Origin of the sequence: Faecalispora sporosphaeroides DSM 1294, from assembly GCA_000383295.1 — a bacterium.
In the GTDB taxonomy this organism is placed as follows: Bacteria; Bacillota; Clostridia; order Oscillospirales; family Acutalibacteraceae; genus Faecalispora; species Faecalispora sporosphaeroides.
Genome location: KB911070.1, coordinates 38,924 through 63,786 on the forward strand (window position 1 = coordinate 38,924; position 24,863 = coordinate 63,786).

Sequence of the window (24,863 nt, forward strand, 5' to 3'; positions counted from 1 at the left end):
TCAGGGTTTTTGTCCCTCTGCAAGCAGGTCGTTGATCTTTTCCGTCAGAGCGGGCAGTTCTTTCAGGGTATTGATCACAAAATGGGCCCCCACGCTTAGAAAACGAGCTCTTACAGCATCACATTTTTCCTGAAACGCTTTTGGACTCATCAGTTCCTTTTCTTCCAGACGCAGGCCAAGCTCGCTGCTGCCTTCCACGACGCCGATGCTCCAACAGCCGGCGTTGACCCCTTCCTGAATATCACTGACGGTATCGCCGACCTTCACGATGCGGCGCATAGGGTATACGCCGAGCCGAATGGCATTTTGATAGCACATCCACGGGTAAGGGCGGCCTGCCGGCAACCCGTCCGAAGTGAAAACGCAGTCCGGGGCATATCCGCGTTTCGCCGCCGACGGGACGACGATCTCCATCATCTGGTCGGTGTATCCCGTTGTGGAACCGATTTTCAGGCCGGCTTTGCGAAGCTCTTCCACTGTCTCTACGACACCGGGGAGCAGCTCAGAATAATTGCCGAGGACTGCGGTCAGCGAGGGTACAAACTGCTGATACAGCTTTCGGACGTCGGATTCCTCCGGAAGCTTTCCATATTTTTTCTTCCACAAGGCCGCTATTCTCGGCATGCCGAGCAGTGCGCGGATATGGTTGATCTTCGACAGTCCCATCGGCTGCCTCGCTTCGTCCAGCGTAATCTCTACGCCGCTGCTTTCAAATGTTTCCAAAAAGGCTCCGAGCGGGGCAAAGCATCCATAATCGATCGTCGTTCCAGCCCAATCAAAAACAACCGCTTGAATTTTATTTTGCATCATTAAATCTCCCTATTCATAATTCAAAAATACGGAACGGCCTTCATTTCGAGGCTATGGCCTGTTCCAAAATGTCGAGGGCGCGGAAAAGCTGCTCCTCTGTAATAATCAGCGGGGGAGAAAGAATGATGCAGCTGCCTTTCGAGATTTTGAAGCTCAGTCCGTTTTCAAGGCATTGGTACAGCACACGCTCCGCTTTGCGGGCCGTCTGCTCTCCGTTCTCCCGGCCTGACGCCAGCTCCAGACATCCCAGCAAGCCGATGCACCTCACATCCCCGATAATTGGATAACGTTCTTGCATATCCTTCAGGCGCCGCTCCATCAGGCCGCTGAGTACGGCCGTGTGCTCCAGCAGGTGTTCCTTCCGGATGCAGTCGATTACCGCCAATCCCGCCGCCGCTCCCAGCGGGCTTTTCTCATGTGTAAAGTGTCCCAAGGAAATATCCCCCGCGCAGTCGAAACGTCCGTCCGCCAGCAGGGCGGCAAACGGCACCGCGCCTCCACCCAGGCCTTTTCCCAGAATCACCATGTCCGGTCTGATCCCGAAATGCTCGTGCGCGAAAAAGGTACCCGTTCTTCCCAAAGCGGTAGGAATTTCGTCAAATATCAATAAAATTCCATAATGGTCACAAAGGCTCCGTATTCTTTCAAAATATTCGACGGGAGGAATCTGCACGTCTGTGGCCCTTACCGGCTCCATAATCAGCGCGGCGACGTCCCCTTCCATTTTCAGCACATATTCAAGATAATTCAGGCATTTCAGGCCGCAGCCGTCACAGTGGCCGAACACACAGCGAAAGGAATTATAGGGGGGAATATGGATGTCCCCGGGCAGCAGCGGACCGATCCCGCAGCGAAAATCTCTTTCGCCCCCAACGGAAATGGCCCCAAGAGTGGCCCCGTGAAAGGAATCCCACATCGAAACGGTTTTATAGCGACCGGTGTATCTTCTGGCAAGCTTGACCGCCATTTCCACCGCCTCGGAGCCCCCCGGCGCGAAAAGAACTTTTGCGCGGCCTGCGCTCCAAAGCTCGATTAGCTGTTCCGCAAGGCGAACCGGTGTCTCACTGGTGTAGCGGCGCGGCACGAACGAAAGGTCTTCAAGCTGTGCGTGCAGCGCCTTCATCACATAGGGGTTGCCGTAGCCGAGCTGATGAGCGCTGTTTCCGTGGAAGTCCATATAGCTCTTTCCTTCGAGATCATACAGATAAATGCCGGCAGCGCTCTGCACCGCGTTGAGGCAGGGGGTTGAAAGAGACTGGGAGAAAAAAGCCCTGCGATCCCTTTCAACCAGATCCGATGCTTTCGGGCTCAGAAATTTCTTTTGTCATGTAAGACGCAGCTCCGACAGATTCGTATCTCCCTCAGTTTGACAACGTTTTTTCGTATTCATTCTTTGCTCTCCAATTCAGTACCGAACCGGTACGCAGATCTTTTGAACGCGCAGCGCGTCTTCAAAAACCCTGAAAAAATCTTCTATATCCTGCTCGTCAATCGCGCCCAGGCTGCAAAGCCGAAACGTATTCGCACCGGAAATGATGCCGGAATAAATGGTAAATCCCCGCTCATAGCAATAGTCGTGGATTTTGTCGAAATCCCAATTTGGGTCTGCGGGATATTGAAAGGGAACGACCAGTCCGCTTTGGAGCTCTTTGCGTATGATGTCCCGCAGCCCGAGCCGTTCGCTGCATTCATGGATTTTTTTCCATACCCTGCGGTGGCGTGCGTATTTTGCGGACTCACCCTCCTGCCAGAACTCCTCGAGCGCTTTCCGGAGCGCGTAAACGGCCTGGACCGGAGGCGTAAAATGCATCTGTCCTGTCGTTTTGTAATATTGGTACTGCATATAAAGATTGCAATAATAGGAACGCTTGGGGTAGTCCCTCGTCTTTTGGATTATGGCTTCGTTGCCGACAATAAACGAAAGGCCCGCCATGGCCATCAACCCCTTTTGAGCGGACGCCATCAGAAAGTCGATGTTGTCCCGTTCAATATCGATGGGAAGCAGCGCGTAGGTGGATGTTGTATCGACCACAAACACTGCGCCGTACCGGTGAGCCAGCGCGCCGATCTCTCTGACAGGGTTCAGGATGCCGGTTCCCGTTTCATTGTGAGTGGTGTATACAATCGCAATATCAGGATTGGCCTGAAGGGCTTTTTCCGTAAGCTCCAGATCTGGCAGATCGTCAATCGGAAAATCCAGTTCCACATAAGGCAACCCGTATGCTTGACAGGCATCGACCGCGCGTGAGCTGTAGAATCCGTTATTTAAAAACAAAATCTTTTTCCCGGCGGGCAAAAGCGAACTGATCGCAACGTCGATATTTATGGTACCCGACCCGCAGAACAGCACAGCGGTATATTTTGCGGGATTCCCGTGTACAATGCGGATCAGTTGCTGGCGAATCCATTCCATGACGCTCCCGAATTCCTGTTCTCTGGGGCAGATATCCGGAACGACCTGCGCCATTTTAACCGTGTCGGTTGTTGTTGCCGGCCCGGGAGTAAGAAGAATATTTCTTTTGACCGATTGCATCCCACGCACCTCTTTCATCAATTTAAGGTCATCCTATCATGGCACCATGTTAGCGTCAATCACTGTAAGGTTAAATGTTCATTAACAGAATTCGCATCCGCCCGGCATCTGTATCTGAACCGGCAGAGTATCCTCAGGCCGCCCGAACGAACTGAAAGGCAAGGGCCGGAAAGCTTAACACCGCGGATTAGTGTTTTCGCTTTTCCAGATCTGCTTAGGGAACTTTCCATACGCAAATATAGGGCTGTCTTTCGTTTTCTGACATTTTGACGGTGCGTCAAAATGTCAGAGGCAGAGGTGAGCGGCAGCGGGGAACGATAGTCGCTTACATGAAAGCAAATTGTAACACTCTGTAAATTCCAGTCGCTGTGAACGGTTTATTGACGAAAAGAAAAAGTCAGCACTTTGCCCTTGGCAAAATACTGACTTTTTTAGAATAGGATGATGAAATTGGTCATGCAAAGAAGCGGCGCACAAGTAGACCAATATTTTATTTACAATAAATTCTGTATCCCGAAATATCGCAAAAATCCAAAAGACTCATCGTGCGAAATTTGCTCTCGACCTTATGATTTCAATTCACTCTGCACAAGAAAAGGTTGCCGTCATTCCCCGTCCTTCGGCGCGGAATCCTCCGGAAAAACCGAGGGCTGCTCCTGCGGCGCGGTTGGTAGCGGCGGAATTTCGTCTGTCGGCTCCACTGCGGGGCGCACGGACGGAGTCTTGACGTGGAATGCGATCTGAACGGCAAACAGCGCCAGCGAAACAAGACAGGCCATCCAGAGATAGCTCGACCAATGGTAGATTCCGGGAGCGTTGTTGTCCGCAAGGACTCCCTGAAACATCAGTCCCATCGCCAGCGACACGCCGCACAGCAGGCTGATGAGAAGATCCAGTCTGCCTCGCTTCGGGTACAGGGGCCGTTGCTTGCTCCTCAAATAAAAATACACGCTGCGGGCCGCGTTCAGCAGAATAATCGCCAGCGCCAACAGATATGCGCTGAAATTCCAAAGGTAATGATTCATGATATCCTGCAAGGGACTCACCGCCATAAACTACTCCCCCTCCGCTTTTTTCCCTATTTTACCCATTTTACCCACAGTTTGCAAGTTATTCCCAGAAAATCCGCACGATGCAGCATCGGAAGCGACCGCATCCTTGGTAAGGACGCAGCCGCTTCCGACTCGTTTTTGCCGTAACTCAATGAACTGTTGGCCGCGCACGGGGGCGTTAACCCCCTCGGAAAGCCCCTCTGCCGAAAATATATCCGCAGATTCCGCACCGGATCGCGTTCTACTTCCCCGTGAAATGATCAAAACCGGTGTAGGGCAACCGACCCCGGCGGGATTTTTCACTCTGCCGCTTCCACCGTCACAAGCTCTTTGAGCTTCTGGAATGTCTTTTCTCCGATCCCGTCCACCTGCATCAGCTCCTCTGTGCTTTGAAAGGCCCCGACGGATTCGCGGTACGCGATGATCTTCTGCGCCGTTGCCGGGCCGATCCCGGGCAGCGTCGCCAGCTCTTCGGCGTCCGCCGTGTTCAGGTTGACCGGCGCGGCCTGCCCCACCGGCTCCGGCTCGTAGCCCTCGGGCTGAGAAGCGTCGCCCGGCGCGGAGGGTACCGCCGCCCGCGCCGCGGAAGAAAGGTCTGTTTCCACCACAGTCGTCAGCGTTACCTGCGGCACAAACAGCACGTTATACCCGATCATCAAGGCGCAGAGAACAACCGCGACGGCAAGCAGCCAGCGTATCTGACGGGCATCCTGATCCATTCTTCCACCGCCACCCCTTATTCCGCGCGTTCCAGATATTCAATCAGGTCGGCTACCGCGCCGTCGCGGCAGTCGCCTACCACCAGATCGGCCATCTGCCGAATGTCCTCCGGCGCGTTGGAGGGCACCGCCGCAAAGCCGGCGGCGCGCAGCATCTCCACATCGTTATAATAATCGCCGATCGCTACCAGATTTTTGCGCGGCAGGCCGGTCTGCCGCAGAATCTCCAACAGGCCGCTGCCTTTGTCGACTCCTTCGGGCAGCATTTCCAGAAAGCACTTTTCGCTTTGCACAAAGCGGACGCCGGGATGCGCAAAGGACTCGGTAAAGGCCTGTATTTTCAGCTTGGTTTCAGGGTCGGCGGCAAACAGCGCCTTGCACCAGCGGTCGGTAATTTCGTCTGCGTCCACCTCTACACAGGGAAGATTTTCATTCCCCAGATGCGCCCTGACATACTGATTCGCGCGCAAAACGAACTGCCTGCGCTGCGCGAACACCTCACAGCCAATCTCCGGAAAATGTTCCGCCAGCAGACGGGCATAGTCCTTCGCCTGCGGCGGCAGAAAGAACGCCTTTGCGATCTCGCCCTGCTCATAATCGTATAAAATAGAGCCGTTCAGCAACACGCAGAGCCCCCTGGGCTGCACCTGGCGGCAATAGCGCGCGCCGGAATTCACAGAGCGCCCGGTCGCCACGGCAAAACGGCCGCCCTGCTCCTGAAACCGCCGGATCGCATCGATATTCCGCTGCGGTATCGTATGGTTTTCGCCAATCAGGGTACCGTCCAGATCAGACACCAAGAATATATCCTGAAGCTTCAAACGAGAACCTCCTTATAATCCCAGCAATAAAAAATAAAACATCGGGCAATCTCCCCGTCTTTGGCAGGGAAGGCACCCGCCCGTAAGCTTTAAAATATCAGTGCGATTGACCGCGCAGACGCTCCAGAAAACCGGTAAAATATGGTGGGAGCGGGCTGGTCAGCTCGATATACCGGCCGTCGCGCGGGTGGCGAAAGCCGATGACTCTCGCGTGCAGGCACTGGCCGTTCAGCGAGGAAATCGCTTTTTTCGGCCCGTATACAAGGTCGCCCGCAACGGGGTGGCCCAAATACGCCATATGCACCCGAATCTGATGGGTGCGGCCCGTTTCGAGCCGCAGGCGCACATAGGAAAAGCCGGGCAGTTCTTCCAGCACCTGGTAGTGCGTAACCGCGCGGCGACTGTTTTTCTGCGTGACCGTCATCCTCTTGCGGTCGGTCGGGTGCCGGCCGATGGGAGCGTCCACCAAGCCGCTTTGCTCGCGGAGGTGACCGTACACCACGGCCTCGTATTCGCGGGTAAAGGAATGCTCCTTAATCTGCGCGGCAAGGCTCTGGTGCGCAAAATCGTTCTTCGCAACGATCAACAGGCCGCTGGTGTCTTTATCGATCCGGTGCACAATGCCGGGGCGAATCACCCCGTTGATGCCGGACAGGGAATCGCCGCAGTGGTACAGCAGTGCGTTGACGAGTGTTTTGTCACGGTTGCCCGGCGCGGGATGAACCACCATGCCCTTCGGCTTATTGACTACCAGCAGGTCGTCGTCCTCATAGACGATGTCAAGCGGGATGTTTTGCGGTTCCGCCTGCTCCAGCGGGGCAGGATCCGGCAGCAGAACCTCAATCGTCTGCCCCTCGGCCACCCGGTCGTTTTTGGAAAGCGGACGCCCGCCGCACCGCACCGCGCCCGCAAGCATCAGCTTCTGCACGCCGGAGCGCGTCTGGCCCTCCAGCAGCTCGCTCACCGCCTGGTCCGCCCGGGCGTCCTGATGCTCCGCCCCGATTACCAGCAGCTTTTTCTGCACCTTAACCACCCATTCTGTGATTTCTGTTCTGATTGTAGTGCGCATATTTGGAATAGCGCCCCGGCGGCTTGGGCCGGCCCCTGTCGTCCGCAAGGAACAGCAGGTAAATCACCAGCAGTGCACAGCCGACCGTGACGCAGATATCCGCAAAATTGAACACCGGCGGGAAGAACTGAAAGTGAATGTAGTCCACCACATACTGATAGCGCAGCCGGTCGATCATGTTCCCGATTCCGCCGGCCAGAATCAGCGTGAACGCCGTGCGGGTCAGCGCGGTGTGGCTGCGGTAGAAAATCAGCGCCGCCGCGAGCAAAAGGCAAACCACGGCGGTAACGGCAACGAACAGCCACTGGTAGTTCGCCAGTATGCCGAACGCCGCGCCGCGGTTCTCCACATAGGTGAGCTGAAAAAAGCCCGGAATCAGCTCCACCCGGCCCAGCGGCTTTAATTGCTCCACCACCGCGGCTTTCAGAACCTGATCCACGGCAATCCCCGCCGCCGCCGCGGCGAAGGACAAAAACACTGCAATATAAGGCAAAAGAAACTCCCTCTCTTTCAGGAAAAAAGGGCGGATCACTCCGTCCCTCTCCATCTATGAAATACTCCGGCCCCGCATTTCTTATTCTTCTCCGGATTCATCCAATTCATCAAATTTTAAAACGTCGTAGCGCAGGTCGCGGCTCGGCGACTGTGAATCGAACACTGCGGCGTCGACGGAAAAATCGTCCTTCTCCAGCTCCGGGGTGTACTCCGGCTCCGGTTCTGCGGGCACGGGCGGCTCCTCGGGCATATAGTGGCTCTGTCGCTCCGGCTCCTCCTGCTCTTTCTCCGGTTCGGCGGCGGCATGGCCGCCTTCCTGCTCAAACTCTTCCTTGCGGCTGGGAATCGCATCGATCAGCGTCAAATGCTCTTTGTAAATCGCCAGCAGTTTGGTGCGGAAATCGATGACCTTTTTCTTGAGCTCATCCAGCTCGCGCTGCTGCTCGACCACATCCGCCTTGGCGGTGCTGAGAATGCGCTCGGCCTTCAAATTCGCGTCCTTCAGGATGATTTCCGCCTTGTGGCGCGCCTCCCGAACGGAGGACTCGCCCAGCTTCTGCGCGCTGACCAAAGCGTTTTTGATCTCGCTCTCCTCCTGTCGGTAATCCTCAATCTTTTCCGCCAGAACGGAGAGCTTTTTCTCCAGTTCTTTCTTTTCGTTTGCCAGCGTTTCGTACGCTTCGGTCTGCTCCATTGTTTTTTTCAGCAGCTGGTCGTAAGAATCCTTCACCTGATCGATAAAGACATCTACATCTTCGGTACGATAACCGGAAAAATTCGATTTGCGGAAGCTGACATTGATAATATCGTTGAGAGTAAGCACGACAAAAACCTCCTGTTATCTGTATTTTCTTCCACTCAAGTTCACGCGGCCCCGCTTGGTTTCGGGGCCGATCTGATCCAGAATAAAGCGGCCTTTGCCGCGCACGGAGAGACGGTCGCCGTCTTTTACCGCTGCGGAAACCGACAAAATCTGCACGCCGCCCAACAGCACGGCGCCCGATTCCACCAGGCGCGCCGCTTTCTCACGGCTGGTGCGCAGCGCCGCGGCAACAACACAGTCGAGCCTGGGCGAAGCGATGACCGCGCTAAACGGCTCAAAGCCGAGGCCGCCCGGCAAAGGCTCGGTAAAGCCGGGGGTAAGCCGCACCCCCACCCGGCCGATCTTCTCCACCTGCGTCTGCACATAGCCGGCCATTTCTTCGCGCAGAAACAAAACGCCCCGGCCCGGCTCGATTAGAAGATCGCCCACCGTGTCGCGGGTAATGCCAAGCGCCATCAGCGAACCGAGAAAATCCCGGTGCGTGAGCTTGTCGCAATCGCGGAAGGAGGCCGTAACGGCAGAAATAGGGAACAGCTCCGGCTCCGGCTCAAGGTAATCGGGGAACGCGCCGAACATCACGCGCTCCGCCCCCTCGAAGCCGCCCCAGAACATAGAACGAAAAAAGCCCTCTCGGCGCAGAACCTCCTGTGCCGAGAAGGCTTCCGCTTGTGACAGAAAGCCCACAAAAACCGGCTGAGACCGCCGGGAACACAGGCGCACCGCATCCAGAAGCCTGGCTTCCAGCACGGCGTTTTCCCCGGGTGAATTCTGTTTCATCAGAAATAAACGCCGTTGTTTTCCAGCTCGTCGAGCACATCGTCGCCGGTCAGCTCTACATTATACGGGGTGATGATAAAGGTGCTTGCCGCAACGCGCTTGATTTTGCCCCCGTTCGCGTAAGCGACGCCGCTGAGAAAATCGATGATGCGGCGGCTGATGTCTTTGTTGGTGTTTTCCAGGTTGAGGACCACGGTGTGCATTTTCAGCAGCTCATCCGCCACGGCGCGGGTTTCCTCGCCAAAACGCTCGGGCTTGAACAGAACCACCTGCAGCTGCGTGGTGGCGTGAATATTCACGACCTTGTTGCTGCCGCCGGCACCGCCGCCGCGTCTTGCCGTTTCGCGCTCGCGGATCGTATCCGCGTGATTCTCCGGGCCGGAGATGATCTCGTCTGCGCGATCATCTACATATTCCTCATCCTCGTACTCGTCTTCAGGGGCGCCCAACATATCTCTAAATTTTTGAACCAACCCGGCCATTCTGATGCCTCCCTATTCTTCGTTCTAAAGGATTTGATATTTTCTGGGTCCGAAGAGAGCCGAGCCCACCCGAACCATATTCGCTCCGCAAAGAATTGCCTGAGCATAGTCTGACGACATGCCCATGGATAAGTAATCCATGAGAATATTATCCATTCTTTTCGCCTTGATGTCAACATAATATTCGTGCATGCGCGAAAAATATGACATCGCGTCCTCCGGCCGATCGCAGACAGGCGGGATAGCCATGAGGCCGCGCACCGAAACGCCGGGCAGACAGGAAACTTTTTCCAGCAGCTCCGGCAGCTTCTCCGGCAGGACGCCGGACTTGTTTTCTTCGCGCCCGATATTCACTTCGATCAGCACGTTGGTGGCGGTGCCGTTCTGCACGGAAAGGCGCGAAATCTCCTTCGCGAGCTTTTCGTTGTCCACAGACTGAATCAGGCTGACCTGACCGATCAGGAACTTGACCTTGTTGGTCTGTAAATGGCCGATGAACTGGCGGTCGCAGGGGGAAAGCAGCGGCAGCTTGTCGCACAGCTCCTGCACGCGGTTTTCGCCGATGTGCGAAACCCCCAGCTCGACCGCGCGGTTGATCACCGGAACGGGAACCGTTTTGGTCGCCGCCAAAAGCGTGATCTCTTCAGAGCTTCTGCCGGACTTGACGGCGGCCTCTTCGATCTTTGCCCGAACAACCTTCAGGTTTTCTTCCAGATCGCGCATCCGCTCGGCGTATTCCTGCTCGGTTTCATTTAACGACTTTTCCGTCATAAAGATCCGTCCCTTCTATAATCACCTCATCGTATAAACGGATGGAGGATTTCGTCATGAGTTCCTTCCACTCCGGGTCGATATCGGTCAGCTCCTTGCAGATGACATAGCTGCCGCTGCTCATCAGTGGGATGACCTGCACGAATTCGATGGTGTTGCCGTGCATGACATAAACGCCCTGCACCTCTTTTTCCACCTTCTTCTTGGTGCCGTCCTCCTGCGTGAACTCCTTCGTCAGCTTTTCAAAGTGGATGCTCTTCTGGCTGACCATGATCCCGGAATAGGTTCCCACCCGCACCTGCACCGTGGCGTCACGCACGGACGCGATGCCGGTATCCATATAGGAGCAGCGCAGAATCACCGCGGCGTCGCCCTGATGGTTCGGCTGATTCACGGCGGCCACGACTGCCGGAACCGATTTGCCCACCGCAAACGGGAAGTTGATGCTGACGCGGTTGCCCTCCTTGAGCTTGAGCGCGTCGTCCTGATTGACTACGGCGGCGAAATACCAGTCGAACTCCTCGCACACCTTGCCGATTACATCGCTGCCGAGGGCCTGCGGCTTTTTTTTCGCTTTCAGGTCATCCACCGAAAGCTCCAGCACGGAGGCGTAATTGTACTGGGATTCGTACCCGTCCGCCGTGCTGACGAAATAGCCCGAAACCGGCGATTTGATCTGCCCCATTTTCGTGCCGCCGGAGGTGGGGATGGCACTGAGCTGGCCTTGCAGCTGCGCGATTCTGGCGCTGAAATCCTTGGATGCGCCGGTGACCACCTGCTGCTCGTTCATCAGGTACAGCAGGGAATCGCGCTGGGTGGGCAGCGCGTTGTAATTGCGGCTCTGCAGCGAGGTCAGGATTTCCTTCAGGCTCTGATTGATCTGCTTTGTCAGCGAGCCGGGGTTCGCGGCATACGTGTCGCCGGGCTTGCCGAGGCTTTGCAGGCGGGCGATCTCCGCCGAAAGGTGGGCCGCCTGCTGCCGCTGCGTGGCGTCCTTGGCGCTGTCGTACACCTCCGCCACAACGCCGCCCTTGGCGATTTTGCCGCCCTCACCAAGCGGATACGTGAGAACGCCCTGCACGCTTTGTTTGATCAGCTGTTCTTTACGGATTACCGTGCCGGTCATCTGAATCGTATCCTCCGCGTTGGCATACACGGCGGTTTCGGCCTTTACCCCGCTGTAGCTGGCGTTATAAATCTGGTTGCCGATGTAAAAGAGGAGCAGCAGGCCGATCAGGCCCGAAACCAGGCGCTTTAAAACCGGATTATTCACACAGCTCCCCCCTCACGATCTCCTTGGCGGCATCGCGGAGCGCGTCCCACCGCGCGTAATCATCCACAAACAGCCAGCGTGCCTGCTCCTCCCGGCGGAACCAGGTGAGCTGGCGCTTGGCGTAGCGGCGGGTTTCGCGCTTGATGGTATCCTGTGCTTCGCGGAGTGAAATCTCACCGCGGAAATACGGCAGCAGCTCTTTATAGCCGATCGCCTGCATCGCCGTGGCGCCGCCGGGCGTTTCGAGAAGCTCCCTCGCTTCCTCCACCAGCCCGCGGCGGAACATTTCATCCACTCGCCGGTTGATTCTTTCATACAGGCGTTCGCGGTCGCGAAAGCCAAGGCACAAAAAACACACCCGGTACGGCGAGGGCGCAAGGCGCGACCGACGCAGATGCTCGGTCATAGTAACGCCCGTCGTGCGGTACAGCTCGATCGCGCGGATCAGCCGCGGCAGGTTGCGCGGCTCAATGCGCTGTGCGGACTCCGGGTCGAAGGAGCGAAGCTCCCGCATGAGGGCATCGGTTCCCTCCCGCGCCGCCCGCTGTGCCAGCTCCGCGCGCAGAACGGGGTCGCTGTCGGCTTCGGTAAACTGTGTGTTCGTGATCAGCGAGCGAATATAGAGGCCGGTGCCCCCCGCCAGCACCGGCAGGCGCCCCCGGCTGTGGATGTCGCCGACCGTCTCCCTGGCAAGAGCCACATAATCCGCCACGGAGAAGGACTGCCCCGGCTCCACAAAGTCCATCAGGTGGTGAGGCACCCCCAGCGTTTCTTCGGGAGTGGGCTTTGCGGTTCCGATTTCCATCCCCCGGTAAATCTGCATGGAATCGGCGGAAACCACCTCTCCGCCGCAATGCAGGGCCAGCTCCGCCGCAAGGCGGGTCTTTCCGCTGGCCGTCGGCCCGCCGATGACCAGCAGCGATATTTTCTCCTGCGGCATAAGCCTTCCTCCCTTCCGAAATGACCGAATTTTCCCCGCGCACGGCGGGAAAAGCCATAGATGATTCTTTACAGGACGTTGAAAATCATGCAGGCCGGGGCTGCAAACAGCGCAGAGGAAAGAGCCCCTTCTTCCCCGGGGTTTTGAGTTATACCCGGCCGAACTGGCGCTCCAGCTCCTTGCGGGTCAGCACAATCGAGATCGGCCTCCCGTGCGGGCAGTACCGAAGCTGGGGATTTTCGTCAAGCTGCCGCACCAGGGCGATCAGCTCCTCCGGCGAACGGTCGTCGTGTGCCTTCATCGCCGCGCGGCAGGCGATATTATGGTACAGCCAATCGAGGTGCTCGGTCGTCACATCGGTGCGCGACTGCGCCAAGTAGCCCGCGATTTCCATCACGGCCTCCGGCACGTCCTCCCCGGTCAGGGACAAGGGCGCGCTGCGCACCAGCACGGTGCCGCCGCCGAAATCGTCTATTTCAAAGCCGGCGGTTTCGCACAGTTCCAGCGAAGCCAGCACAGCGGCATATTCGTTCTTTTCCAGCAGCACGGGCACGGGGGCCAGCAGCATCTGCGAAAAGGCCGTGCCGCTCTGCTCCTTGAGCCGCTCGTACAGCAGCCGCTCATGCGCCGCGTGGCGGTCGATCAGCACCAGCTCCTCGCCGTCCGCTCCGTCGCGCTCGAGCAGGATATACGTGCCGAACGCGTGGCCGATATAGCGGAAATCTCCGCGGGCCTGCACGTTGGACTGTACTGCTTCCCTATTGGTGAGTGACGGCTGTTCCGTAAACACACTTTCTTCTGACTGCTGTGCCGGACTGCTGACCGGCTCAGGGCTGACAGGAGCGGCCTCCCCGCTGAGAGAAACGTCCCATTCCTCCGGTTCGACAGCTCTTTGAGGGGCTGCGCCGGGCTGTGCCGGCAAAGCGGGGCGGGCATCCGGCCACCGCTCCGTGAAAGGACGGGCAGGCTCCGGGGCGCCTGTTCTATGGTAAGCGGGCGTGGTCGGCACGGCGATCTCCACCGGGTCGTCCACCGCGCTGTCGTGCAGGGCCGGGGCGGCGGACTTTGCGGCGCCGAATACGCCGGGCATCGCAATCTGCCGGGGCTCCGCATCCGGCACATCAAACGGCAAAGGCGATGTCTGCGGCTTCGCGGCGGGAGGCTGAACCGCACCGGGCAGCGTGATTTTATTCGGGGAATCCCCCTTTGAGAGCGCGGTCTTGACCCCATAGTACACGGCGTCGAACACTGGGCGCTCGTTGATAAAGCGAACCTCGAGCTTGCCGGGGTGAACGTTCACGTCCACCGCCTGCGCCGGAATCTCCAGATGCAGCACACAGGCTGGGAACTTGCCGACCATCAGCGAGCCCTTGAACGCCTGCTCCAGCGCCACCTGCGCAGTGCGGCTGCGAACCGTGCGCCCGTTGATGAAAAACTGCTGCATGCTGCGGTTTGGGCGCGCGTGCGAGGGCTTGCTCACAAACCCCGTGACCCGCACCCCCTGCAGCTCATATTCCACCGGGATCAGCCCTGCGGTGAATTCGCGGCCGAACACCGCAAACACCGCTGATTTCAGCTGCCCGTCGCCCGGGGCACGCAGAGTTTCTTTTCCGTCACGCACAAAGCGCACGGCAAGCTCCGGGTGCGACAGGGCAATTTTATCCATCACGGCGGCGACTGCGTTCGACTCCACCGTGTCTTTTTTCAAAAACTTCATGCGGGCGGGAGTATTGAAGAAAATGTCGCGCACGGTAATGACGGTGCCGCGCGCGCAGCCCGCATCCTCCAGCGCCTGTTCCTCGCCGCCCTCGATTACATAATGTGTTCCGGCCAGCTCCTCCTCGGTGCGGGTGAGCAGGTCGACCCTTGCCACCGCCGCAACGGAGGCCAGCGCTTCGCCGCGAAAGCCGAGCGTGCCGATGGATTCGAGATCCTCCGCGTGCAGCACCTTGCTGGTGGCGTGGCGCAAAAACGCCGTGGGAACATCCTCCCGCGCAATGCCGCTGCCGTTGTCGGTGACGCGCATCATGGTCGCGCCGCCGTTTTGAATCTCTACCGAAACGCTCGCCGAACCGGCGTCGATCGAGTTCTCGACCAGCTCCTTGATCACGGAGGCCGGGCGCTCCACCACCTCGCCGGCGGCGATCAGCTCCGCAACATGCTTATCGAGCAGATTGATTTTCCCCATTCATTTGCCTCCCGCTCTCTCTATTCCAACCCTTCCAGTTGATATGCAATCCGTTTGGGTATTCCCCCGCCTGCTGCAAAAGAAATGCCCTCTGCGACTGCATGGATACGGCTCTAATTCTGCGCGAGCTTGCTCAGTTCAAACAGCGTATTCATGCATTCGATCGGCGTAAGCGTATTCACATCCATCTGCCGCAGACGCGCCAGCACCTCAGATTCCTGCGGCGGCACGAGCGAAAGCTGCGCCGTTTCCTCCTCGCGCGGCTTTCTGCCGGAGCCCTTCGGCGTGACCGGCCTGCCGCTTTCCAGCTCACGCAGCACCTGCTTGGCCCGGTTCACTACGGAATTCGGCACGCCGGCGAGCTTTGCGACCTCGATGCCGAAGCTGTCGTCCGCCCCGCCGCGCACGATGCGCCGCAGGAAGGTGATATCGTCGCCGCGTTTTTTCACGGCGATGTTGTAGTTCTTCACACCGGAAACCAGCTCCTCCAGCACGGTGAGCTCGTGGTAGTGCGTTGCGAACAGCGCCTTTGCGCCGAGGGAACGCTTGTCCGCCACATGCTCGAGCACCGCGCGGGCAATGCTCATGCCGTCAAAGGTGGAGGTGCCGCGCCCGATCTCATCAAGGATCAAAAGGCTGCGGCTTGTGGCGTTTTTCAGAATATCCGCGACCTCGGTCATCTCCACCATGAAGGTGGACTGCCCGGAGGCCATGTCGTCCGACGCGCCGACGCGGGTAAAGATCGCGTCTACCACGCCGATCTCCGCCGACTGCGCGGGCACAAAGCAGCCGATCTGCGCCATGAGCACGATCAGCGCGATCTGGCGCATATAGGTGGACTTACCGGCCATGTTTGGGCCGGTGATGATCGCGACGCGGTGTTCCTCCTGATCGAGCTCCACATCGTTCGGCACAAAGGGCGCGCCGTCGAGCATCTGCTCCACCACGGGGTGACGACTCTCTTTCAGAATGATTTTTCCGCTGAGGTTCACCTCGGGGCGCTGGTAGCCGTTCGCAACGGACACCGCCGCGAACGAGGTGAGAACATCGAGCTGCGCCACGGCGGAGGCCGTGGCCTGCACCCGCTCGAGATGCGACGCCGCCTCGGCCCGCACCTGCTCAAAAAGCTGGGTCTCGAGCTGCACGGATTTTTCATGCGCGCCCAAAATGCGGCCCTCAAGCTGTTTTAAATCGGGCGTAATGAAGCGCTCACAGTTCGTCAGCGTCTGCTTTCTTATGTACTCGTCGGGCACCTTGTCGCGGTAAGAATTGGAAACCTCGATATAATAACCGAACACCCGGTTGTAGCCTACTTTGAGTTTCGGAATTCCCGTTTTTTCGCGCTCCCGCGCTTCGAGCTGGGCGATGACCTCTTTGCCGCTGCCCATGTCGGTTCTCAGCCCGTCGAGCTCCTCGTGGTAGCCGGGGCGGATCATGCCGCCCTCACGGATGGAAAACGGAGGCTCGTCGACTATGGCGCTTTCAATTAAGGCCGCCACATCCTCGAGCGGGTCGATCTTGTCCCGGATTTCCCTGAGAAGGGCAGAGGAAACGCCGCCGAGCAATTGTTTTAATTCCGGCAGGCGCGAAAGCGCCGCGCACAGGGAGCGCAGCTCGCGCGCGTTGGCCGAGCCGTACACAATGCGCGTCATCAGCCGCTCCAGATCGTGAATCCCGGAAAGCTGCTCGGCGACGGCATCGCGGAACATGCCGTCCATCAAGAGCTCCTCCACCGCGTTCTGGCGGCGAAGAATCTGCGCGGGATTCAAAAGCGGGCGTTCAATCCACATGCGGATGAGCCGTTTGCCCATCGCGGTTTTGGTTTTGTCCAGCACCCAGAGCAGCGAACCGCGCTTACTTTTGCCGCGCATGGTTTCGAGCAGCTCCAGATTGCGCCGGGCCGATAAATCCAGCCCCATAAACTGCGAGCCGGAATACATCTCGATGGTATCCATGCGCTCCAGGCCGGTGCGCTGGGTCTTTTTGAGGTACAGCAGCAGGCAGCCGACCGCCTGTGCCGTTAAGGGATACGCGGAAACGCCGGAGGAATCGAGCCGTTCGGGGGAAAACTGCGCTTTGAGCAGCTGTTCCGCGCCCGCGGTCTCCTCCTGCGGCAGGCACTCCAGCGCCGCGCTGAGTTTTTCCTTGATAAATTTGCCAAGACCCGTCATTTGCAGGGTCTGGGGATTGATGAGAATTTCGCGGGGAGAAAAGCGGGCCAGCTCGTTTCTCACCTGGGATTCCAGCTCCTGCAGGGAATCCGCCGAAAGCTCCGTGGCCCGCAGCTCCCCCGTGGAAATATCCGCAAAGCAGACGCCCGCGGCACGCTCCCCCGCGAACACCGAGCAGATAAAGTTGTTTTTGGATTCGTCGAGCATGCTGCTCTCCATCACCGTGCCGGGCGTGATCACGCGGATGACCGCGCGTTTGACAAGCCCCTTGGCCAAAGCCGGGTCTTCCATCTGCTCGCAGATCGCCACCTTGTAGCCCTTGGCCACCAGGCGCGCGATGTAGCTTTCGGCACTGTGGAACGGCACGCCGCACATGGGCGCGCGCTCCTCCTGCCCGCAGTCGCGGCCCGTCAGGGTCAGCTCCAGCTCGCGGGAAGCGAGCTTCGCATCCTCAAAAAACATCTCATAAAAATCGCCCAGCCGAAAAAACAGCAGGGTATCCGGATTCTGTTCCTTGATTTCAAAATATTGCTTCATCATGGGCGAAAGATCCGCCATTGTTCCATCCCCCGTCTGTTGGTTCTAAAGGCCGCGTTTTTTGGGCCACTGCGTTCTTCCTCCGCCTTGCGGCAGGGAAGAACCGGCTGTTATCGCTGATTGGAATCAGTGGCAGCCGGAGCAGCCGGAGCACCCGCCCGCGCCGCAGCCGCTGGCCTGGTAATCCGCCAGATCGGGGTCTTCGCCGTCGGCAGAGGCATTGATGATCGCGCTGATGCGCTGGAGCATCATGTCCATATCTTCCTTCGCAAGGTTAAAGTCCACCATGGCAGGGTGGTTCATCACGCCGTCGTACGCTTCGCGCAGCTCCTCGTTGAGCTGCTGCATCTTGTCCTCGTCGCGGTCGGCCTTGCCGCCCTCCTGGCTGATTGCGATTCTCTTGAGGTTGAAATCCGCGATCATCTTCTGCAGCTCCTCGTTTTCTTCGCTCTCCTTGCGGGCTTTCTGAAAATCAAGGTATCTTTCGTCCTTCTGAATCTCTTTGCCAAGCTGACGGGCCATCTCAATAACGTCCATGGTTATTTCCTCCTAATTGATTTCATCAAATTTCATCTGCGCGCCGCCGTGTGGCGGCTGTATTCAAACCGAAACCGATCTCTGCGGCACGCCGTTATTAGCATGCCCGCAAAAAGCGCCATCGCTGAATTATTATGGTACAAATAAAAACACAGGCGGGTCAAAAACACCCGGGAGTGCGAAATCGGCGCTCTGGCGCCCCGCGCTCCCTTCGCCGCCCAAAGCCACAGCTTCGGAATGAGGTGGGACTATGATACCAGTTCTCCGTTTAAAATCCAGTTTCGGGCCGCTGTGACCTTAACCTGACAGAACCGGCCGATATTCTCATCCCCGCCGTCGAATTCGACGATGATGTTGCCGCCGGAGCGCCCGGCCAAACGGCCGCTTTTGGGGTTTCTTTCCTCCGCCAGCACCCGCAGCACCGTACCGACCATCTCCGCGCAGCGCTTTGCCGCAATTTCCTCCTGCACGGCGAGCAGCTCGCGAAACCAGCGGGACTTCTCCTCATACGGCACGGGGTCCGGCAGCTCCGCCGCGCGGGTGCCGATGCGGGGCGAATAGAGGAACGTAAACAAAGAGGTAAACTCCACCTCTTTGATCAAGCTGACGGTTTCGCAAAACTCTTCGTAGGTTTCGCCGGGGAAGCCCACAATAATATCGGACGTCAGCGATAAATCCGGGATTTTCTCTTTTGCGTAGGCGATCAGGCCGAGGTATTTTTCCCGCGTGTAGCTGCGGTTCATCGCCTTCAAGATCCGGTTGCTGCCGGATTGGAACGGCAGGTGCAGGTGGTGCGAGATGTGCCGGCTCTGTGCGATGGTGTCGATCAGCTCGTGCGTCGCGTCCTTCGGGTGCGAGGTCATAAAGCGCAGCAGAAAATCCCCATCGATCGCGTCGAGCTGCCGCAGCAGCTCCGCAAAGCTAATTGCGGGGGTCAGCTCCTTGCCGTAGGAGTTGACGTTCTGCCCCAGAAGGGTAATGTCCCGGTAGCCTGCACTTACTAAAGAGCGCACCTCTTCCAAAATCGCCGCGGGCCTGCGGCTGCGCTCACGCCCGCGCACATAGGGAACGATGCAGTACGAGCAAAAATTGTTGCAGCCGTACATCACGGTCACCCACGCCTTAAACGAGCCGTCGCGCCGGATGGGCAAACCCTCCACAATCGTTTTGTCCTCGCTGTCGTCGCCGCGCTCAAACACGCGCCGTCCGTCGGTGAGCGTGCGGAACATCAGCTCCGGCAGCTTGTGAATCACATGGGTGCCGAACACCAGATTCACAAACGGAAAGCTTTTTTTCATGCGCTCGGCCACGTGCTCCTGCTCCATCATGCAGCCGCAAACGGCCACGATCAGGGACGGATTGCGGCGCTTGACATTTTTGAGCGCGCCCACGTTGCCGAACACGCGGTCCTCCGCGTGCTCGCGGATTGCGCAGGTGTTGAACAGAATCAGATCCGCCTCGTCCTCATCCTCCGTGAAAGAGAAGCCCATCTGCTCCAACTGCCCTTTGATTTTTTCCCCGTCCGCCACATTCTGCTGGCAGCCGTAGGTGCGCACGCACGCCATAGGCACCGCGCCCCGGGCGCGGATGGACATGATCTGCGCCACTTCCTCAATATGTTCCTCGCGGGTCAAGCCCCGCGCAGTCTGTTCCAGCTTCTCTGTCAAAAAGTGCGACCTCCTATGCTACGGTATCAGCATATTATATCATATTTTGCTTTCCCCGGCAAGTAAAACACCGGGGGAAGCGACACCGTTTTCCCGTGCCCAGAGGGCCCGTTTCCGCCCAATATAAAGGCCGGGGGAATCGGCAGGGCCGCCCGAACCGGCAGGGAATTTCCCCTGCATCAAACCCGGACGGCCCATTCTGTTTCGGCATCATTCCCGTCACTGCGGGTGGTACATCCACGGAAGCATCCGCCACAGCCGAATGCGGCCCCGCAGCGCACGGCCGGTCCTTTTCCCCTGCGCCAGCAGGCGGTCGTATCCCTCCACCCGCAAATACCCGCGCACGGTATTGTAGCCAAGGCCCTCGCGCAAAAGCACATCCACGCAGTCCATCACCGTTTCGGGCAGCTTTCGCTCCTCAAAGCTTTCACACAGCTCCCGATTGTCCGGGCAGCGGTTTTCGATTACGGCCTGAACCCGCAGCATCGCCTCAATCGCCTGAAAAATCTCGCGGCCCGCCGGGGCTGCCTTGGGCCGCCAAAGCTCCAGCTCGCGGCGGCGCCTGAGCGCTACCGGCGCTCTTGCGACCTTTGCGCCGGAAAGCAGGCAGCAGTAAATGAACTCCTCGCTGTACCCATGCCTGCAATTTTCCTGAAAATACAGCTTCTGCGCCTGCAAAAAGCTTTTGCGCAGCAGCAGCGCGGCAATGTCGATGCGCAGGCGGCCCTGGGCCATCTGCTGCGCGTACCAGAGGCCGTCGCCCCCCGCGGGCTTACCCTTTGGCTGCTCCGCGTTCGCATCCAGGCCGCCGAACACCAAATCCGCCTGCGCGGCCCGCGCCGCCTCCAGATAGGAGGAAAGATACCCGCCGTACAGGCGCCGGGCGAACACAAAAGAAAGGTATTCCCCCGCCGCCTTCTGCATGCCGGTGTTCAGCGCGGCGGAAACGCTGCCCTTTCCGTTTTGAATCACAAAGCCCTGCAGTCTTTCTTCTTTAATATACTGCACCGCACGCAGCACCGTCTGGTCGTCAGAGCCCATATCGACAATGATCCACTCCGCCGTGGCGGCGCCGACCTGCTCCTTGATAGAACGCAGGATTCCAGGCAATTCTATTTCAATATCCCGCACGGGCAGGATCAGGGAAAGCTCGGGTGCCTGCATCTGCAACACACACTCCTGACATTTCATTCACTATTTGCACGGCGAAACGCCTTTGCTTCAGCCGCATATTTCCGGTGTTCCTGCCGCCGCACAGGCATAAAAGCGCCGCTGCGGCAGCCTTATCAATTGGCGAAGCCGGTATCATCGCCGCCTGCGGCAATTATACCATATTTCGGCCAGGAATAAAGATGTAAAAGTAACAGAAGCTTGCCGTCTGTGCAAATTCTTTTGTTTCTTTTTCCGGTTTGCCCTTTCGTTGCCTGCAAACGGATTCCCAGTAAACGCCGGGATGACAGGTCGCTCTTTGTTGTGCTATAATATAACAATTACAGTTGTACCGTTCGGCGGGATTTTTCCCATTGAAACGGGCGTTTTGCGGTGCGGCTGCGCCCCGGCCTGACGGGCAGGCTCTGCGCCAGCAGAAACCCGCGGTATAGCCGCTAAAGAAAAAGCCTGTTACTTTTTAGAAGAAAGTGAAAGATCAATTTAAATGGTAAATCGTAAAAAAACAAGCCTGCCCAATCCGAATGTCAAGCTGACGAAAAAGCTTTCCCGGAAAAGGGCCGCCGTGGGAAACGACATTTTAACACTTTTATTCTTCTAAATGTAATAAAAGCATATCTTCAGGACGATGGGAAGATCCCGGCGGCAATCGTAAGAGAGCTGTAAGAAAGCCGCCTCAAATTTGTCAGGTTTTTATATTAAGATAAATAAAGGAACCTATGTCCCTGAGCATCCGGTCAAGTTCCTGTAACAATTGTTTGGAGGAAAATCGGAGATGGAAAAACAATGCATTCTGGTCGTGGACGACGACAAGGAAATCGTTCGGGCCATTTCGATTTATTTGGAAAAAGAGGGCTATGACGTGCTGTGCGCGTACGATGGCGTACAGGCCGTGGAGTTTGCCATGAGCCGGAACATCCATCTGATTCTGATCGATGTGATGATGCCGCGGCAGAACGGACTGGCCGCGATTTTGAAAATCCGCGAAACCCGCAATCTGCCGATCATCGTGCTTTCCGCCAAATCGGAGGACAGCGACAAGATATTGGGCCTTTCCATGGGTGCGGACGACTACATCACAAAGCCCTTTAACCCGCAGGAGCTGGTGGCGCGGGTTAAATCGCAGCTGCGGCGCTACACCACACTGGGGGATATTCATTCGACGGCGCAGAACCTGATTACGATCGGCCGACTCACGTTTGACACGGACAACCACACCCTCACGGCCGACGGCGAGCCGGTGCGGCTGACCGCCACCGAAACAAAGATTGTGGAGCTGCTGATGAAAAACGCCGGCCGGATTTTCCCGGCGGAGGAAATCTACCGCCGCGTTTGGAATGAGCCGGCCTTCTCGGCTGAAAACACCGTGATGGTGCACATCCGCCGCATCCGCGAGAAAATTGAGATCAACCCGAAGGAACCCGAATATTTGAAGGTGGTGTGGGGGATTGGATACAAAATCGACAAACCATAAAAAAGCCAACGTTCTCAGCTGGCTGTGCTTTGTTCTGAGCGTAAGCATTCTGTTCACGGTGGCCGCGGCCGCGGTGCAGACCTTTTTTTCCGGCACGACGGCGGTAGCGCAGGCCAAGCAGTCTTTGCAGACCGCGCTAAACGGCAACCCGCAGGAAACCGCCGCGTTCCGCGAGGACGTCAGCCAGATCGTCTACGCCGCTTTGACCGACCTTGCGGACGAGGAGCAGCGGGGGAGCTTTTCCAAAGCCTACCCGAATTTAAAATGGGAAACCTCGAACATCCTGCTGTTCGCTCAGGAGGATTCACGCGATACGCTGAGCAACACCGGCTCCACCGACCCGGAAAGCGCGCGCAACACCCGGCTGCTGCAAAGCTACCTGATGGGCGCGCCGGAGGGCTACAATTACATGCTGCTGTTTGACGGCGACAGTCTGGTTATTGAGCGCGACGGGGTACGCGTGTATGACACCGACGCGATGATCGATTCAGACGGCTACCGCACTTATTTTTCCAAGCTGGCCGATAAAGACGGGGAGTTCTGGGAGGAATACCCCGATCTCTCCGACCTTTCTTTGGTGATGGTCGTTGCGCCGAACCTACGCGCCGACCGTGATTCGGCCGTGCTTTCGGACGCGGCGAACGAGCTGTTTTCGCTGCAGGCGCTCTGGCTCGGCGGCGCGGCGGCGCTGGTGCTGGCCCTTGTGCTGTTTGTGTTCTACCTGTTTTCGCGCGACAGAAAGGCGGAATTTGACCGCCAGCTGGCGCAGGTCAGCGGGGAAGTTTGGTTTGAAATCAAGCTGCTGTTCCTCGGCTGGGCCGCGTGGTTCTGCGCGCAGCCGTTTTTGGAAAGGGCAAGCGTGAGAGAAACGCTCTTCCCCCTGCTGCTGCTGTTCTGGACGTTGCTGTTTCTCCTCAACGACATTCGTTATAATCCCCGCGTTTACCGGCACAACAGCTACCGCAGTGCGAAGAGCTGGTACCTGTCGCACCAGATGAAAAAGCGGTTCCAGCAGCGCATGATGAGCAGCTTTGCTCTGTTTGCCGCGGCGGAGGGCATTTTGTTCTGGATTTTCCGGGTGATTCCCTCCTCCCTCGGCGCATGGATCACAGCCGCGGCGGCCGCGGTGATTCTGCTGCTGTATCTCCGGCATTTTGCCGGAATCCTCACCGACTTTGCGAGGCTCACCGACCGGATTGCGGAAATGAAGGCCGGAGCCGACGCCCCGCCGCTCACATTCCGCGCGGAATCGGCCCTGGCCCCGGCAGCCGAGGACCTGAACAGCATTCAGTCCGGCATCAGCCACGCGGTGGAGGATCAGGTGCGGGCGGAACGCATGAAGATAGAGCTGATCACGAACGTTTCGCACGACATCAAGACGCCGCTGACCTCGATCATCAACTACATCGGCCTGCTGCGGCAGGAGCGCGAGCTGCCCGAGCACGTGCAGGACTATATTGAGATTCTTGCAGGAAAGGCCGACCGCCTGAAAAAAATGGTGCAGGATATCTTCGAGGTCTCAAAGGCCAGCACCGGGAACATCGAGCTGCACCCCGAGCCGCTGATTTTGCAGAAGCTGATTCAGCAGACGCTGGCCGACATGGAAGAGTCCGTCGCCGCCGCACATCTGGCGCTCCGCCTGGACCTGCCGCAGGAGCCGGTCTATGTTCTGACCGACGGCAACCGGATGTACCGCGTCTTTCAGAATCTGATCCGCAACGCATTACAGTATTCGCTGGAGGGCTCGCGCGTGTTTATTCAGCTCACCGTGCAGGACGGCACCGCCCTCACGCAGATCAAAAACACCTCCCGATTTGCCCTTGACAACCTGCCGGATGTGACCGAGCGCTTTGTGCGGGGCGACGATTCCCGCAGCACCGACGGCTCCGGCCTGGGGCTTTCAATCGCCAAGAGCTTTACCGAAGCCTGCGGCGGCAGCTTTTTCATCAGCACGGACGCCGATCTCTTCTGCGCCGCCGTTTCATTCCCGGTAATTCCCGGGCCGCAGCCGGAAGATCAGGAACCCGCACCGCAATATGAGAATCAAAACAGGCAGGCGGAGGCTTCTCACAGTATTGCGCCCATTCATTCGGAAGAACAGGAGACGCAGCCCGGAGAGCTTTGGCAGGAAGCGCGGGAAGCGGAAGACCCGGAAGCCTCTCCATCGGATCAACTGATTTGACAGCAGAGAGAAATCTGTGCTATACTAAGCTGGAAATAACAGGGGAGCCCGTGTTTCGGGCTGAGAAAAAGGAACCGACCTTTGACCCTTGACCTGATTTGGATTATGCCAACGTAGGGAGTTATGCTGACACCACAACATGTGATTCGGGCGGCGCCTTACCTGGCGCCGCCCGTTTTGATTCGCCGCAAACCGGGCGATCGCATCCAAAGCAGGCGCCCCGGCAGAGGGGGAGCGCCCTGTACCGGTAACGCAAAGACAATGAAATAGCGAGGGAGCCCGTGTTTCGGGTTGAGAGGAAGCTTTTGAGCTTCGACCGGCCAATATTGGGTTGGCGCCGTAGCGGCTTGCTGTTTCTTTGTCTTTTTTTGCGCC

General features: G+C 57.9%; 21 protein-coding genes and 1 riboswitch. Of the genes, 2 read left to right on the plus strand and 19 right to left on the minus strand.

Annotation, left to right across the window (positions count from 1 at the left end):
* The 19 genes from phnX to G340_RS0109945 all read right to left on the minus strand — a co-directional run bounded on the left by phnX (nucleotide 1) and on the right by G340_RS0109945 (nucleotide 20,856).
* A complete protein-coding gene (phnX, locus tag G340_RS0109850) occupies nucleotides 1-807 on the minus strand; it encodes a phosphonoacetaldehyde hydrolase (RefSeq protein ID WP_020073485.1) in 807 nt (268 codons plus the stop codon).
* A 43-nt stretch (nucleotides 808-850) separates the two neighbouring features.
* Entirely contained in the window at nucleotides 851-2,122 is a 1,272-nt protein-coding gene (locus G340_RS17125) for an aspartate aminotransferase family protein (RefSeq protein WP_081626946.1), read from the minus strand.
* A 93-nt stretch (nucleotides 2,123-2,215) separates the two neighbouring features.
* On the minus strand, nucleotides 2,216-3,343 hold the full coding sequence (locus G340_RS0109860; protein ID WP_033402260.1) for a 2-aminoethylphosphonate aminotransferase: 1,128 nt from the start codon (nucleotides 3,341-3,343) through the stop codon (nucleotides 2,216-2,218).
* A gap of 605 nt (nucleotides 3,344-3,948) precedes the next feature.
* Nucleotides 3,949-4,395: a hypothetical protein gene (locus tag G340_RS0109865; RefSeq protein WP_020073488.1), complete on the minus strand. Its 447-nt coding sequence runs from the start codon at nucleotides 4,393-4,395 to the stop codon at nucleotides 3,949-3,951.
* A 299-nt stretch (nucleotides 4,396-4,694) separates the two neighbouring features.
* Nucleotides 4,695-5,114, minus strand: coding sequence for a ComEA family DNA-binding protein (locus tag G340_RS0109875; RefSeq protein WP_020073490.1), 420 nt, complete (start codon nucleotides 5,112-5,114; stop codon nucleotides 4,695-4,697).
* Nucleotides 5,115-5,131: 17 nt separating this feature from the next.
* A complete protein-coding gene (locus tag G340_RS0109880) occupies nucleotides 5,132-5,935 on the minus strand; it encodes a Cof-type HAD-IIB family hydrolase (RefSeq protein WP_020073491.1) in 804 nt (267 codons plus the stop codon).
* Between the two features lie 97 nt (nucleotides 5,936-6,032).
* On the minus strand, nucleotides 6,033-6,959 hold the full coding sequence (locus G340_RS0109885) for an RluA family pseudouridine synthase (protein ID WP_033402251.1): 927 nt from the start codon (nucleotides 6,957-6,959) through the stop codon (nucleotides 6,033-6,035).
* A gap of 1 nt (nucleotide 6,960) precedes the next feature.
* Complete coding sequence (gene lspA, locus G340_RS16710) at nucleotides 6,961-7,551, minus strand: signal peptidase II (protein ID WP_020073493.1); 591 nt, start codon at nucleotides 7,549-7,551, stop codon at nucleotides 6,961-6,963.
* 27 nt (nucleotides 7,552-7,578) lie between these two features.
* Complete coding sequence (locus G340_RS0109895) at nucleotides 7,579-8,322, minus strand: DivIVA domain-containing protein (protein WP_020073494.1); 744 nt, start codon at nucleotides 8,320-8,322, stop codon at nucleotides 7,579-7,581.
* A gap of 15 nt (nucleotides 8,323-8,337) precedes the next feature.
* Entirely contained in the window at nucleotides 8,338-9,099 is a 762-nt protein-coding gene (locus tag G340_RS0109900; protein ID WP_020073495.1) for a YlmH family RNA-binding protein, read from the minus strand.
* A complete protein-coding gene (locus G340_RS0109905) occupies nucleotides 9,099-9,581 on the minus strand; it encodes a cell division protein SepF (protein ID WP_020073496.1) in 483 nt (160 codons plus the stop codon). Before G340_RS0109905 ends, G340_RS0109900 begins: the two co-directional genes overlap by 1 nt.
* Nucleotides 9,582-9,605: 24 nt before the next feature.
* The gene (locus G340_RS0109910; protein WP_020073497.1) at nucleotides 9,606-10,352 is read right to left on the minus strand and encodes a YggS family pyridoxal phosphate-dependent enzyme; all 747 of its coding nucleotides are present in this window, start codon (nucleotides 10,350-10,352) and stop codon (nucleotides 9,606-9,608) included.
* Complete coding sequence (locus G340_RS0109915; RefSeq protein ID WP_020073498.1) at nucleotides 10,330-11,625, minus strand: HlyD family efflux transporter periplasmic adaptor subunit; 1,296 nt, start codon at nucleotides 11,623-11,625, stop codon at nucleotides 10,330-10,332. The genes G340_RS0109910 and G340_RS0109915 overlap by 23 nt, the downstream gene beginning before the upstream one ends.
* Complete coding sequence (gene miaA, locus G340_RS0109920; RefSeq protein ID WP_020073499.1) at nucleotides 11,618-12,565, minus strand: tRNA (adenosine(37)-N6)-dimethylallyltransferase MiaA; 948 nt, start codon at nucleotides 12,563-12,565, stop codon at nucleotides 11,618-11,620. The genes G340_RS0109915 and miaA overlap by 8 nt, the downstream gene beginning before the upstream one ends.
* 148 nt (nucleotides 12,566-12,713) lie before the next feature.
* Nucleotides 12,714-14,753 (minus strand): DNA mismatch repair endonuclease MutL, encoded by a 2,040-nt coding sequence (gene mutL / locus G340_RS0109925; RefSeq protein ID WP_020073500.1) that lies wholly within the window; start codon nucleotides 14,751-14,753, stop codon nucleotides 12,714-12,716.
* A 113-nt stretch (nucleotides 14,754-14,866) separates the two neighbouring features.
* The gene (gene mutS, locus G340_RS0109930) at nucleotides 14,867-17,482 is read right to left on the minus strand and encodes a DNA mismatch repair protein MutS (RefSeq protein WP_020073501.1); all 2,616 of its coding nucleotides are present in this window, start codon (nucleotides 17,480-17,482) and stop codon (nucleotides 14,867-14,869) included.
* Nucleotides 17,483-17,587: 105 nt separating this feature from the next.
* Nucleotides 17,588-17,998, minus strand: coding sequence for a YlbF family regulator (locus tag G340_RS0109935; RefSeq protein WP_020073502.1), 411 nt, complete (start codon nucleotides 17,996-17,998; stop codon nucleotides 17,588-17,590).
* A gap of 248 nt (nucleotides 17,999-18,246) precedes the next feature.
* On the minus strand, nucleotides 18,247-19,665 hold the full coding sequence (miaB, locus tag G340_RS0109940; RefSeq protein ID WP_020073503.1) for a tRNA (N6-isopentenyl adenosine(37)-C2)-methylthiotransferase MiaB: 1,419 nt from the start codon (nucleotides 19,663-19,665) through the stop codon (nucleotides 18,247-18,249).
* Nucleotides 19,666-19,884: 219 nt separating this feature from the next.
* Complete coding sequence (locus G340_RS0109945) at nucleotides 19,885-20,856, minus strand: glycosyltransferase family 2 protein (protein WP_326522373.1); 972 nt, start codon at nucleotides 20,854-20,856, stop codon at nucleotides 19,885-19,887.
* 751 nt (nucleotides 20,857-21,607) lie between these two features.
* On the opposite strand from G340_RS0109945, the gene G340_RS0109960 reads away from it, so the two are divergent.
* Both G340_RS0109960 and G340_RS0109965 read left to right on the plus strand, forming a co-directional pair.
* On the plus strand, nucleotides 21,608-22,306 hold the full coding sequence (locus G340_RS0109960) for a response regulator transcription factor (protein WP_020073507.1): 699 nt from the start codon (nucleotides 21,608-21,610) through the stop codon (nucleotides 22,304-22,306).
* Nucleotides 22,281-24,488, plus strand: coding sequence for a sensor histidine kinase (locus G340_RS0109965; protein ID WP_020073508.1), 2,208 nt, complete (start codon nucleotides 22,281-22,283; stop codon nucleotides 24,486-24,488). The genes G340_RS0109960 and G340_RS0109965 overlap by 26 nt, the downstream gene beginning before the upstream one ends.
* A 30-nt stretch (nucleotides 24,489-24,518) precedes the next feature.
* Nucleotides 24,519-24,625: riboswitch (TPP riboswitch) on the plus strand.
* Nucleotides 24,626-24,863 lie beyond the last annotated feature (238 nt).

What these genes read in the sequence shown, in the direction of transcription:
- G340_RS0109865 (WP_020073488.1), bottom strand. Translation starts at nt 4,395, where the DNA reads ATGGCGGTGAGTCCCTTGCAGGATATCATGAATCATTACCTTTGGAAT.
- G340_RS0109900 (WP_020073495.1), bottom strand. Translation starts at nt 9,099, where the DNA reads ATGAAACAGAATTCACCCGGGGAAAACGCCGTGCTGGAAGCCAGGCTT.
- G340_RS0109905 (WP_020073496.1), bottom strand. Translation starts at nt 9,581, where the DNA reads ATGGCCGGGTTGGTTCAAAAATTTAGAGATATGTTGGGCGCCCCTGAA.
- G340_RS0109960 (WP_020073507.1), top strand. Translation starts at nt 21,608, where the DNA reads ATGGAAAAACAATGCATTCTGGTCGTGGACGACGACAAGGAAATCGTT.
- phnX (WP_020073485.1), bottom strand. Translation starts at nt 807, where the DNA reads ATGCAAAATAAAATTCAAGCGGTTGTTTTTGATTGGGCTGGAACGACG.
- mutS (WP_020073501.1), bottom strand. Translation starts at nt 17,482, where the DNA reads ATGGCGGATCTTTCGCCCATGATGAAGCAATATTTTGAAATCAAGGAA.
- mutL (WP_020073500.1), bottom strand. Translation starts at nt 14,753, where the DNA reads ATGGGGAAAATCAATCTGCTCGATAAGCATGTTGCGGAGCTGATCGCC.
- miaA (WP_020073499.1), bottom strand. Translation starts at nt 12,565, where the DNA reads ATGCCGCAGGAGAAAATATCGCTGCTGGTCATCGGCGGGCCGACGGCC.
- G340_RS0109945 (WP_326522373.1), bottom strand. Translation starts at nt 20,856, where the DNA reads ATGAAATGTCAGGAGTGTGTGTTGCAGATGCAGGCACCCGAGCTTTCC.
- G340_RS0109910 (WP_020073497.1), bottom strand. Translation starts at nt 10,352, where the DNA reads ATGACGGAAAAGTCGTTAAATGAAACCGAGCAGGAATACGCCGAGCGG.
- G340_RS0109860 (WP_033402260.1), bottom strand. Translation starts at nt 3,343, where the DNA reads ATGCAATCGGTCAAAAGAAATATTCTTCTTACTCCCGGGCCGGCAACA.
- G340_RS0109935 (WP_020073502.1), bottom strand. Translation starts at nt 17,998, where the DNA reads ATGGACGTTATTGAGATGGCCCGTCAGCTTGGCAAAGAGATTCAGAAG.
- lspA (WP_020073493.1), bottom strand. Translation starts at nt 7,551, where the DNA reads ATGGAGAGGGACGGAGTGATCCGCCCTTTTTTCCTGAAAGAGAGGGAG.
- G340_RS0109875 (WP_020073490.1), bottom strand. Translation starts at nt 5,114, where the DNA reads ATGGATCAGGATGCCCGTCAGATACGCTGGCTGCTTGCCGTCGCGGTT.